Raw genomic sequence first — 12,399 nt, forward strand, 5'->3', positions numbered from 1 at the left:
CGCAATCAGCTACATCTTTGATACCGGAATCCGCCGCGAACGAGGCGCCGTAGCCGAACCGGGGGAATGACCGTCAGGCATGGTTCGCGACGATGAAATCACCGGCATGCAGGCTGCTCGCCACGAGATTCTTCAGGCGGATCGACTGGTGATCGTCGAGCGTGACCAGCGTGTCGGCTCCCTGTTGCGTGATGCCGAGATCGCTGAAGGAGTGGATGTTGGCAAACTTCTGCAGGTCGATCTTGTCCTGGCCCAGCTCGAAATCGACGATCGTGCTCTGAACCGGAAGCGTCGAATTCGTAAAGGAGAACTGGTCCTGCCCGTCGGTTCCGACCAGGGTGGGTCCCGTGGGCGGATCGACGACCAGCGTGCCGCCGTTGCCGTCGTTGGCGAAATGGAAGCTGTCGATGCTGTAGCTCCCGGCAAACTTGATGGTCGCGGTGTCGGTCCCGTCGGACAGCGTCAGCACGCCGCCCAGATGGTCGGCGTTTTCGGTGTAGGTCACCCCGGTCAGGCTCGCGAAGCCGATGTCCTTGAGGTCGAGGAGATCCGAATTGGCGGCCGTGCCGTCGCCCGCAAAGCCGTTGATGACGCCGGTGAAATCGGCGGCGTGTTCGATCGCGAAGGTGCCGGTGGTTCCGGTCCCGTTGGCGAAGGTCACGCTCTGTGCGGAAGCCTCGCTGAGGTTCAGCACCGCGCCGGTCTCGATCGTCATGGGCGTGTCGGCGGGCGGATCATAAACGGTGGTGCCGCCATGACCGTCGCTCTGAAGGGTCCAATTCAGGTCCTTGCCGAGGAACGACAGGGTGACGGTGGTCGCGCCGTTGTAGAAGTCGACGGTCGTGATGTTGGTGTCCGAATTGTACTGGGCTTGCGCCGACATCGAGGACGTCCAGGCGAGATCCTTCATGTCGATCAGATTGCCGGACGAGAGCGGAGCTCCGGCCGGAGAGCCCGAGATGAGCCCGTGGAAATCCTTGGCATGGTCCAGGACAAGGGTGCCCAGGCCGTTGTCGTAGTAGACGACGATCCCCGACACGGAGCCCTCGATCTCCACGACGGCCTTGTTGGAAATCTCGATCGCTCCGGTGCCGCTGACATTGCCCTTGATGTCGATCGTCGAAACGTTGTTCCCGAAGAACGGACCGGCCTCGATCAGGCCATTGTCGACGACGTCGCCCTTCACCGCGAACACGGTGCCGGGCTCGGTCAGCAGTGTCACGCCGGAGGCGACGGTGAGGTCGTGGATCGTGACGTTGGCCGCGCTGTCGACGGTGCAGGGTTCGCCTCCGGCGAGCAGCTTCACGTCGTAGCTGGCCGCCGGCACGCCCAGGCTCCAGTTCGACGCCGTGTTCCAGTCGCCGCCGGCAGGATTGGTCCATTCATCGACCGGGGCGATCTCGACGATGGTGCCGCCGTTTCCGTCGCTGCTCGTGATGAAATGCGTGTCGCTGTAGCTGCCGATGAGCTTGAGCGTGATGCTGTGGTTATGCGTATCGCTCACGACGAGATTGCCGGAGAGGGCGTCATAGGTCGCCGTGGTCCCGCCGTCCCAGGTGATGGTCGACAGGTCGATCTTCTCGTTGGCGGCGAAGCCGGCGATCGAACCGCCGAAGGTCGTCGTGTCGATCTCGAGCTCGCCGCCGGCGCCGGCGAAGGTGACGGTCTGCGACACCAGGTTCTTGATCTCGAGCGTCGCATTGGCGTCGATCGTGACCGAGCCTGCGCCGGTCAGCGAGCCGAACAGCGTCAGCGTTCCGGTGTGGACCTCGATGAGATGGCTGTTGACGATGGTGCCCGTGATCGACGCCGCGCCCCAGCTGTCGATGTCGCCGGAATTGCTGATGCCGGTTCCGTTCACCGAAATCGAGGCGCCATTGAGCAGATCGATTTCGCCGGCGTTGACGATCGAGGACACGTTGCCGAAGACGCTGCTGCCGCCGACGGTCCAGATGCCGCCTGCATTGTTGTTAAAGGTCGCGCTCGCGACCGAGATGTTGCCGTTGATGTGGCCGGTGTTGTTGATGATGACGGCGCCGCCGGTCTCGACGATCGCATAAGTTGCGGAGGTCACGGTGGAGGCGACGGCCGGCCCGATCGTGCCGGAATTGTCGATCGTCGCGAGGCCGTTCGCGTTCTCCTGGATGAAGATCGCCGCATGGCCGGTCGCGCCCACGACCGAGCCGGTGTTGGTGATGTGCGTCGAGCCAGTCGCGGCCGGATCGCCCGGAGCGACGGCGTTCTGATTGACACTGATGCCGACGCTGCTGGTGCCGGTGATATGGCCGTTATTGACAATGGTGACAGCGCCTGCGCCCGCGGCAAAAGCGGACAGGCCGACCGCGCCGGTGGCGGAGCCGTTGTTGGTGACGCTGACGTCACCGCCCCCATGATCGAAGACACCGATCGCGGTGCCCGCCGCGGTGATCGACGAGCCCGCGCCGGTCGTGACCGTGACCTTGCCGACGCCCCAGGTGAACGCCTCGATGCCGTAGCCGGCATCCGCGATGATGGTCGCATCGCTGGTGACGGTGACGTCGCCGCTGACGGCGTTCGAGAAGACGCCGCTGCCACCCGGCTTGTAGCCCGCGATGATTGCGCCCGGCGTGGTGGTATCGCCGTTCAACGCCGAGCCGGAATGGATGGTGCCGTGCGCCACGACTGAGATCGTGCTGTGTACGCCGCTTGCGATCGCCGCAGCGTAGTTGACCGCCACGATGCCGGAGCTGCCCGAGATGACGCTATCGCCGCTCGCCAGGGTAACGCTGATGTCGCCCTGGTCGATGCTATAGGCGAGAATGCCGTAGCTGGTCGTGCCCTTCACCGAGGCATTGGCAGCGAGCGTGACGGTCACGTTGCCGCTACCGCCGTTCAGCGCCTGGGCGCGGATGCCTATCTCGGCACCGATGACGGCGGTGCCGGCGCCGTCGTTCACCGTGACGTCGCCATTGCCGTAATTGTAGGCGTGGATGCCGTAGCCGCCCGCGGCGGTGACATTGCCGTAGTTGTTGACGACGACGTTGCCGTAGACGTTGGCGTTGGCGCCAAAGCCAGTCGTCGCGCCGAGATAGCCGGCCTCGAGGCCAGCCGGCGCGTTGCCGCTCAGATTGAGGCTCGCACCAGAGTTGACGGTGCCGTAGTTGGTGACGGTGATCGAGCTGTGATCCGAGGCCAGGAGCGTGCTCGCGCGATTGACTGCGACAACGCCGGAGCTTCCCGACGTGACGACGCTGCCGGCCTCCGTCCTGACGGTCGTGCTGCCCGAGCCATAGCTGCGCGAACGGACGCCGTAGATCGAGCTCCCCGTGATGGTGCCGCCGGCGTCGATGGTAATGTCGCCGCCACCCTCGGTGTGCGCATCGATGCCGTAAGCACCGCCTGCGGCGCCGCCAAGCTGGGTGATCGAAATGTCGCCGCCGTTGGCGGTGTTCAGGTTCTCGACCAGCACACCGACCGAATTCGCGCCGGAGCCGGTCGCCTTGCCGGTGAGATTGTTGACCGTGATGGCACCGGAGCCCGTTTGGCTGTCGCGCAACGTGATGCCGTTACCGGCACTGCCGGTAATGTTGCCGGTCGCCGTCAGCGAGATGTCGCCTGTGCCATTCTGCGTGACGACGACGCCATTGGCCGCACCGGTCAGTGCACCGGTGGGCGTGAGAATGATGTCACCATGGCTACCGGGCGACCCACCCGAGGCGGTGAAGTCAACCGCATCACCACTTAATGCCTCAATGTTGGCATCACCGGTGATGGTGAAGGTGCCTCCCGTTGACGCCTGACCGCTGATGGTACCGCTGAAGGCGTGGCTTGTATCGTCGAGCTTGAGCGTGTTGGAGCCGCCCGCGAAGAGGACCGTCTGCGCGTCCGCACCGCCGAGCTCGAGCATCGCGCCGTTGTCGATGATCACCGCGCCGACGCCGCTGAGGCCACCGGAGAGGTTCAACGTTCCGGCCTGGACCTCGATGGTGCCGGTGTTGGTGACCGCCGCCGAGATCGTGTTGAGACCGGTGACCCAGTAGAGATTGCCAGAATTGCTCAGGCTGCCGCCATTGATCGAAACGTCGGACAGATAGAGTTTTGACGCGGCGTCGATCGAGATCGTTCCGCCGGCGTTGGCCACCGTGGCGGTTATCAGCTTCAGCATGGCGCCGTTCACCACCTCGATCAGATCGTGATTGGTGATCGCGTGAAGGACGCCGGGATCGATCGTCAGCGTGCCGCCGGTGACGGCGATCGTGCCGGTATTGGTGATATCGGCGTTGTGGATCGCGCTCGTGCCGGTCGATTCCAGCGTCCCCGCGATCGTCAACGTGCCGCCATCGATCACTGCACCGACGAGATCGAGCGTCGAGCCTGATGTGACCGAAACCGCGCCGGTGCCGTTGGTCACCGTCATCGCGATCAGCTTCAGCGTGCCGCCATTGATCGCGGCCAGCGTGCCGGTGTTGGTGACGGCCTCGTGGTCGATGTCGAGCTCGGCGCCATTGGCCTGAAGCGTGCCGGCGTTGGCGATGGTGGCCGAGGTCATCGTGGCAAGCGTCAGCAGGCCGCCAACCGCCTCGATCAGGCCGTTGCTGGTGATGGCAGCATCGGTGATCGTGGTCGCCCCGGACGAATCCAGCGTGCCCGAAACGGAGAGTGCGCCGCCGGTCAGGCTCGCACCCGCCAGGGTCAGCTTCTTGCCGGGATCGACCTTGACGGTGCCGCCATTGCCGATCGTGGCTCCCGCAATGGTGGCATCGTCGAGCGTCAGTGTGACGCCGTTTTCGACCGTGACCGTGCCCTTGTTCAGGGTTGCGTTGCCGTCGATCTTGCTGTTGCCGGTGACGTCGATCGCGCCGCCCTGCGCACCGCTATAATTGTCGATGGTGCCGCCGGTGATCTCGGTACCGGACAGCGTCAGCGTCTGGCCATCGTCGATCTTGATGACATGGCTGGTGTTGGTCAGGATATCGTTGAGCAGCGTCGCGGCGCCGGCGATCTCGAGCGTGCCGGTGTTGGCGACCGCTCCGCCCTGGATCCTGGCGCCGTCCTTGAGCTTGACGGTGTTGTCGAGCTCGATGCTGGAATTGTCGGTGATATCAGTCCCGGACACGGTGACGCCATCCAGCGTCAGCGCGGCAGCCGCGGTGACCGCAGTGACGCTGAGCATGGCACCGCCGTCGATCTTGCTGGCACCGGTGACGTCGATGGTGCCGCCGCCCTTGATGGCGCCGCCGCTGAGCGTGGCGTGGTCCAGGGTCAACGCGGCATTGGCATCGACGATAACGTTGCCGCTCGAATTATTGACGGTCGAGCCCTGGTCGATGGCCAGGGCGCCGTTCGTCAGCACCTCGATCGTGCCGGCATTGGTGACGCCCTCATTGCTCAGCGCATTGCCGCTGCCGCTGACGTTGAGGACAGCATTGTTGTTCAGGATGCCGTCGCTCAGGACGGCGTTGCCGGTCAGGTCGATTTCACCGTTGCCGGTGATTACGCCTGTGCCGCGGATGCCGGCGTTGAGGACGGGCCCCCCCTCATCGTCACCGCCGCCGATAACCGGCCCCGCTCCGCTGATCGTCGCGCCGTTGACGGTCAGCTTGCCGCTGGCATCGACGGTAACCGCACCGTTGTTGGTGACGCTGGAGCCCTGGTCGACGGTCAGCCAGCCATTCGCCAGCACCTTGATCGTCCCGGTGGAGGTGTTGGAGACGCTCTCGTGGGCGAACTCGGCCGTACCCTTGACGTTGACCGTGCCGGAATTGTTCAGCGCGCCGTGCTCGATCAGGCTGGTGCCGTCGAGCTCCAGCGTGCCCAGGATGGCGACGGTGCCGCCGTCGACCGTCGCGGCATCGACGATCAGCATCGTGCCGGCATCGGCCTTCAGCGTGCCGCCGGCATTGTGGATCGTGGCCAGTATGTTCAACGTGCCGGCCGACAGCTCGATCGTGCCCGAATTGCTGATCGTGGTGCCGCTGGCGAAATCACCGCCGCCCTGGAGCGTCAGATAGCCGGCATTGGTAAGCACGCTCGTGTCGAGGATCTTGGCCTTGCCGCCGACCGACATCGTGCCGGTCACGGTGTTGGTGAGGATCGAGTCCGCGCCCATGTTGAGCGCGCCCGATATCGTCAGCGAGCTCTGGTTGATCAGTTTCGGCGGCGGGCCGCCGAAATCGTTCATCGTCACCGACCTGGCATAGGCGGCGACGTCGATCGTCACCGGATAGGACGGCGTCAGGCCGTGCAGCTGATCGGTGATGACGATGACGTCGTCATTGATGGTCGGGACGGTGCCGGTTTCCCAGTTCGCCGCGTCCTTCCAGAAACCGCCGGAAGGCGCGCCCGCGTGGTCGGTCGCGATCCACACCACCGCGGGCGCATCGGTGCCCTTGATCGTGACGGTGATGGTCTGCTGCGAGGTGGCGCCCTGCGAATCCGTGAGCGTCACGGTGTAGGTCAGCGTCAGCACCTCGCCCTTCGGAATGAAGTCGGCGAGGTAGACGGGAAGGTCGGCCAGCGACCAGTTGATGGTGCCGGTGCCGTCCCCGGTGCTGTCGGCACCCGCCGCGATCGCGACCGACATCGCGCTCTGGAACGCGGCGAGCGGACCCGGCGGAACGGTGCTGCCATCAGGCAGGGTCGCGCTGGTCAGCGCCACCGACACCGTATGCTTGTCGGTGAGATCGACGTCGTCGAAGCTCAGCGTACCCGACGTCGGCACATCGCTGGTGAGCGGACCGCCCGGCTTGCTGGTGCCGCCTTCGAAGGTGATGGTCGGAACGCTGGTGGTGATCACCGGCTTGTCGTTGGTGCCGGTGATCGTGATGGTGATGTCGATGAACGAAGCTTCGGGGTTGACCGAGAAATTGTTGTCGACGCGGACCTTGTAGGTGAGCGTCAGCGTTTCTCCCGCCGCCAGGAAGTCGAAGACGTGGTCGGGGATCGTATAGGTCCAGACCGCCGAGCCGTTATTGTTGTTGCCGGCGGCGGCGGCGACCTGGATATCGATCTGCGTCGCCGCGATGTCCTGCTTCTGGAGCGCAGAGAGCGTGCCGGTGACATCCTGCTGGCCGGCGCTCTTGTAGACGTAGTTCGGCGCGTCGCTGAGGCTAATGCTCACCGTCGGCTGATCGCCCAGGTTCTGGTCGACGAAGGTGATCCGGCCGGAGATCGTATCGGGCGTCGTATCGCCGGTCGCGTTCGCGTGCTCGGTCAGCGCGAACGCCGTCTTCACGTTGCCGTCGAGATCGAGGCTTTGACGCAGGGGCGGCCCGGGGATGCGGGTGCTGGTCGCCGGATTATGGCCCGCCCCCTCCGAACCCGGCTGATTGGGATTCGTGAAGGTCGCGGTCGCGGTGGCACCGGTGTCCGTCTTGATAACGACAATGTTGCCGGTCTGCGTGATCGTGTCGGTGAAGTTCGTGGTCAGCTTGGTGTTGGTGTTGTTGTCGGTGAACTTCAGCGTGAACACGTCCGTGATCAGCTTCTGGATGTCCGGCGACATCAGCGCGTTGGTGATCGAGACGTTGCCGCCGCTGATCTGGATCATCTGGCCGGCCTGATTGACCGTCGCGATCGGCAGCAGCGTGACCTTGTCGAACAGGATGTAGGAGCCCGTCGTGCCGTTCGGCTCGACCAGCACCTGGAAGCTCGCCTGCGGCTGCGGATCGCCGCCGCCGGCGGGAACGACGAAGTTGATCTGGGTCAGCACCGCCGTGCCGCGGATGCCCATGGTGGCGACCGGCGTGTCGATCTTCATGTCGCCGTGCTTGGCGGTCTCGCCGGCGACGAAGGTGATGGTGCCGGCGACCAGGCTGAGCAGCGAGGAGTTGTTCGACCCGTTGGGGTCGTAGACCATCTCGTTCAGCACCATCCGCGCATTGGAGGACAGGCCGAACACGGTGCCGTCGATGAAGGTGATACCGAGCGTCGAATCCGCGCCGGTCGAGACCACGTCGCCCTTCTCGACATTGTCGCCGTTGTTCAGGATGACCGAAACGCCGTTGCGGACCGCGGTCGCGCTGCCGGAGAGTTTGGTGACGTGGCCGATGACCTGGGCTGCGGCAGTACCGGGCGCGGCCTGCGCATATTGCACATGGCCCGTGAGCGCGTTGACGACGTCGCCGGTGAGGTGGGCGCCATCGGGCGAGGCGATCGCGGCGCGCTTGTCGCCCCTGAAATAATCGTGAACGACGAACTCGTGTCCCTCATGGGACAGCACGAGGTCGAGACCGGCGCGCTTGAACTCGCCGTTGAAGATCAGGTTCGGTTCGGGAACCACGAACGCGCCATCAGGCACGTGACCGTGCGCCTTCGCGATGAAGGGCTTGGCGGTAAAGGAATCGACATGGAGATCGGCGGGCGAGTGGGAACCCTGGCCGTCCAAGAAGATCGCGGCGTCAAATTTGCCAGCGTAATTCAACCGGGCACCGTAAAAAGGGTTAAAATTTAAGTAAGTATCAACCGCCTAAGCTTGCATAGCATTACTAAATCCTTAGCGAAACCATCTATTGCTTGTGTGATTTCGCGTCACTTGACGATCGGAGCCCTCGAAGAGCAGTGCCCTCATGGTGAGGACAAAGTATTCCTTGCAGTATTCTGAAGTTGAAGTCGGCCTGTTTTCGCACATTCTCAGTCATCCAAAGTAAACTGCCGTATAGATCAAGCGGCAGATACTCATGTCATCTTTTCTTCGTGGAACCCCGGGGCATCCTGCGGGAAATACGGAACTAAATCTGTGACCCAACTAACAGAACCCGTGAAATAGCGGGTCGTTAGCCATAGGCGACAGAATCAGCCTACCTGCAACTTCTGCCTGCAATTGTTTCCATTTCGCGGCGACCGGACACCTCCTAGCCCCCGATTCGTAAAATTTTACGCAATTTGGGCAGAGCCGTTTCAGCCTGTCCCACGGTTTTGGGGCCCCTGCCGGGCGCATTAAGCAGAACAAAACGGCCCGTCTCGCACTATCTCCGCGAAAGCAACAAAGCCCGGCACGTACAGGTCGAGGGGGACCTGGCGAAGCCGGAAGGGGATGTCAGATGGAGACCGCTGCTCGCTCGCGCGCCTGGCGCGCAATCCTTGTCCTGTGCGGATTGGTCCTGCTGGGATCGGCCGCAGAGCTCCGCGCCGGCACGCTGCTGTCGCCGGGCGCCGGCGTCCTCGTGCGCAAATCCGCCGAACCGTTCGGCGTGTTCGCCTTTGCCATCTCGTCCGGCAGCCTCCAGCAGAAATGGTCCGCGCTGAAATCCAGGCTCGACGACGACATGGTGCAGCTCGCGCTGTGCGACGGCGACCGCGACAATTGCGCATCGCCTGCGGCACTCAAGCTGCTCGCCATCGTCGACCAGGCCCGCGCCCGCGACGGCCGCGCCCGGCTGGGCGAGACCAATCGCGCCATCAACCTCGCCATCCGCGCCGCCAATGACGGCGCCGACGACGTCTGGAGCTCGCCGCTTGCGACCTTCGAGCGCGGCGCCGGCGACTGCGAAGACTATGCAATCGCCAAGCTGGCCGCGCTGCGGCTCGCCGGCGTTGCCACCGAGGACCTCCGCGTCGTCGTGGTGCGCGACCTCCGCGCCGGCGAGGAGCATGCGGTTGCCGCGGCAAAGCTCGACGGACACTGGCTGATGCTGGACAACCGCCGCATGGCGATGGTCGAGGACGACGACTCGCGGGGCTACCAGCCGCTGTTCGTGCTGTACCAGTCGGCCGTGCTGAAATATGTCGACGAGCCGGTGCGGTTCTCGATGGCCACGGCCGAGGCGCATTGAGCTAGCTTGTAGCCGGATAGAGCCAACGGGTCGGCGCAAAGCGCCGCCCCACAAATTCATTCCACCGCGCGATCCGGGGCGCTAGCATGCCTCTGGCAAGGCGGGGGCGACTGGAATGCGGTTCATCGGGCTGATTGTGCTTGCGCTGCTGGCGCCCGCGGCACCCCTGTTCGCGCAATCCGGCCCATCCGACCGCTCCATCGCCGACAAGCTGCCGCTGTTCGCCAGGAACAACTGCCAGCAGATTCGCGACCCCGGCAATCAATTGATCTGCGGTGACGCGGAGCTTGCCGCCGCCGCCGAGAAGCTGGGCACGGCGATCGAGGCGCGGCTCGCCCGCCTGCCCGACCGCCTGCCGGCCATCGAGGAGAACGCCATCTGGGGCCGCCAGCGCAATCTCGGCTGCGGCATCGTCGGCGAGACCCGGATCCGCGCCGACGATTTCGACAGGGTAAAGGCGTGCCTCCTCAAGGTGACCGAGGAGCGCGCCACGATCCTGCGTGATCCCGATTTCGACTGTCTCGCCGCCAATACGGCCGCGGGCGCACTGATCTGCGCGGACCCCTCGCTGGCGCTCGCCGAAACGGAGCTCAATGGCCAGGTGCTCGGGCTGATCGGCAAGCTGGACCCGACTGCGGCCCGCTTTGCCTTCGCCGAATACGGCCGGTGGACGCGTGAGCGCGACCGCAGATGCAATCTGGTCGACAAGGAGAACGTGCCGCTGCAAGAGCTCGAATCGGCGGAGAGCTGTCTCGCCGATTACCTCGCACACAAGACCGACGAGATCCGCGCCGCCAAGGGCGATCCGAAAAAGGTGTTCGGCCGGCAGGTCGCGGCCCGCTCGCCCGACACCGACGCCGTCGACTTTTGCGCCGCGCGGATTCACGCGGCCAATTCCTGCGGAAATTTCCTGCGCATCAACCGCGTCTACGCCGTCGACAGCCAGGTGAGCGACCAGGAGGCGCAGGTCACGGGCGAGATCGAAATGGTCGTGCTGGCGCCCTTCGCCACATGCAGCAAGGTCGCCTCCACCTGCACCGGCACCTGCTGGGACGCCAGGACGGGTCGTCCGCAGCCGGGAGCCGCCGGCAACAAGGAGCGCTCCGGGGACGCCTTCAACGTCACGCGCCGCCTCAGGATCCAGCGCACCTTCGCCTTCGTCAAAGCCGGCGACGGCTGGCGCTGCCGTGAAGACGAGCTGGCACCGGTGAATTCGGGGACCGCGGGCGGCGGATCGTAGGTCTTTCTTCTCCCTCTCCCCGCTCTTCGCGGGGCCGCGACGAGCTCCGCTCGCGCTGAGAGGGTCGGGGTGAGGGCAGCTTCCGCAAGGACGGTGAAAGATGGACTCGCGGAGACTCCCCCTCACCCGGAATTTGCTCCCGCAAATTCCGGCCTCTCCCCGCACGCGGGGAGAGGCGAAGACGCATCAAAACATCAGATTGTCCTTCACCAGCACCCAGCGGCCGCCCTTGACCTGCTGCACCTGGGTGATGGTGTTGGCGAGGTGGTCGGTCTTGGAGAACTTCGTCGGAGGCGAGTTGAAGATGTCGAGGAACTTCTCGCCCGACTCGAGCGAGTCCAGCATCTTCTGTCCCGTGAGGTCCTTGCCCGCCTTCTGCGCATAGAAGGCGAAGGTCATCACCGCGTTGTAGCCGATGATCGCCTGCGTGTTGGCGTCGGTGTTGAACATCTTCTTGTAGTTGACGAGCCAGTCGTGGACCTTGCCCTTGGCGGTGTCCTCATACGGGATCTCGAAGCCCGACGCGGCATAGAGGCCTTCCACTGCTTCCTTGCCGAGCATGGGCACTTCCATCACGTTGACGGGGGTCGCACCGAGGAAGGTGACGTCCCAGCCGAGCTTCCTGGCCTCGGTCATGGCGCCGATGGGCTCGCGCAGCACCGCGCCGAGCACGACGAGGTCGCAGCCGTCGGACTTCATCTTCGCGACCTGGGCGCTGAAGTCGGAGGCGCCGCGCTTGTAGCTCGTGATCGAGGCCGGCTGCACCTTCATCACAGCCAGTTGCTGGTTGAATCCGTCGAGCACGTTCTTTCCGTACTCGTCGTCCTGGTGCATGATGCAGGGCTTCTGGAAGCTCTTCCACTCCATCATGTATTTGAGCGCGGCGCGCGTGCTCTCCACATAGGGCAGGAGGTTGTTGAACTTCAGCCGCTCCTGCGGCTTGGCCGGATCGAACTTGAAGGTGAACTCCGCCGCCGTCAGCGGGAAGAGCTGAAGCACCCCGGCGTCGAGCAGGATGTCCTGCGCCGCGAGCACGGTCGGCGATCCCATTGGTCCCACCATCGCGAAGATCTTGTCGCGCTCGATCAATTTTTGCGACGCCAGCACGGCCTTCTTCGGATCGTAGCCGCTGTCCTCGACCACCAGCCGGATCTTGCGGCCGTTGACGCCGCCGGCGGCATTGACCTCCTCGACCGCCATCTTCATGCCGTTGGAGACCGGCACGCCCCAGCCCTTGATCGGCCCCGACAGATCCTGATGGGTGCCGATCACGATCTCGGTCGCCGAGATGCCTTCATTGGTGACCTTGGTCTGTGCTGCGGCCGGCAGATGCGTGAGCACCACCGCGCTCACCGCAAGGCCGAACGCCCTGAACGATTTCGACATTGACGTCTCCTCTCCCTGGCC

Annotated in this window: 4 protein-coding genes; 2 read left to right on the top strand and 2 right to left on the bottom strand. The window is 64.4% G+C overall.

Annotated elements, in window-relative coordinates:
- Nucleotides 1-73: 73 nt before the first annotated feature.
- Nucleotides 74-8,401 (bottom strand): FecR domain-containing protein, encoded by an 8,328-nt coding sequence (locus ACE10W_RS37505; protein WP_304548969.1) that lies wholly within the window; start codon nucleotides 8,399-8,401, stop codon nucleotides 74-76.
- Nucleotides 8,402-9,020: 619 nt separating this feature from the next.
- Here ACE10W_RS37505 and ACE10W_RS37510 point away from each other — a divergent pair.
- Complete coding sequence (locus ACE10W_RS37510) at nucleotides 9,021-9,752, top strand: transglutaminase-like cysteine peptidase (RefSeq protein ID WP_304548972.1); 732 nt, start codon at nucleotides 9,021-9,023, stop codon at nucleotides 9,750-9,752.
- Between the two features lie 115 nt (nucleotides 9,753-9,867).
- Nucleotides 9,868-10,992, top strand: a complete 1,125-nt coding sequence (locus ACE10W_RS37515; protein ID WP_304548974.1) for a lysozyme inhibitor LprI family protein — start codon at nucleotides 9,868-9,870, stop codon at nucleotides 10,990-10,992.
- A 186-nt stretch (nucleotides 10,993-11,178) separates the two neighbouring features.
- Here ACE10W_RS37515 and ACE10W_RS37520 read toward each other — a convergent pair whose 3' ends face one another.
- Entirely contained in the window at nucleotides 11,179-12,378 is a 1,200-nt protein-coding gene (locus ACE10W_RS37520; RefSeq protein WP_038966119.1) for an ABC transporter substrate-binding protein, read from the bottom strand.
- Nucleotides 12,379-12,399: the final 21 nt, after the last annotated feature.

The sequence above is a fragment of the Bradyrhizobium sp. B025 genome, from assembly GCF_042257955.1.
Classification (GTDB): domain Bacteria; phylum Pseudomonadota; class Alphaproteobacteria; order Rhizobiales; family Xanthobacteraceae; genus Bradyrhizobium; species Bradyrhizobium diazoefficiens.

Excerpts from the sequence above, each read along its gene's own strand:
- ACE10W_RS37515 (WP_304548974.1), top strand. The coding sequence starts at position 9,868 with ATGCGGTTCATCGGGCTGATTGTGCTTGCGCTGCTGGCGCCCGCGGCA.
- ACE10W_RS37510 (WP_304548972.1), top strand. The coding sequence starts at position 9,021 with ATGGAGACCGCTGCTCGCTCGCGCGCCTGGCGCGCAATCCTTGTCCTG.
- ACE10W_RS37520 (WP_038966119.1), bottom strand. The coding sequence starts at position 12,378 with ATGTCGAAATCGTTCAGGGCGTTCGGCCTTGCGGTGAGCGCGGTGGTG.